The 432-nt window shown below is 71.5% G+C and carries 1 pseudogene; it reads right to left on the bottom strand.

From position 1 onward, the window contains the following. A pseudogene (locus tag U8525_RS34470) lies at positions 1–432 on the bottom strand (ISKra4 family transposase); the annotation flags it as partial.

Raw genomic sequence — 432 nt, forward strand, 5'->3', positions numbered from 1 at the left:
GAGCGGCCTCCACGCGCACACGCCCCTCCCCGTACAGCGCGCCAACCGCATGCCCCACCCGCTCGAAGCTGCTGCGGCTGTAGGGCAGCACGCCCAGCGCGCGGGCAGTCCCCTGCGCCTCGCGCGAAGTCCCATGGGCCAGCAGGTGGGCCATGCCGCACGCTGCCTCGGGCAGCCAGCCGTCCGCCACGCATCCGGCGCGCAAGCTGACGGTGTCCACCGTGGGGCCGTTGCGCTGTCCCCTCCGGCGGTAGAGGCTGCGCTCTACTTCGACTTCCCCTTGCCTCGTCTTGTACCTCGCCGTGTACCGGCCGACGCGCACGCAGGGAGCGCTGTCGATGAGGAGGCGGGGGGCGTCGGCGTCGTAGCTTTGAAGCAACCTCCGCTTGCCTTCGAGCGACAGCGCCTCAGCCGCCATGTCAATGCCGCGCA

The organism is Corallococcus sp. RDP092CA, from assembly GCF_041903675.1.
Lineage (GTDB): Bacteria > Myxococcota > Myxococcia > Myxococcales > Myxococcaceae > Corallococcus.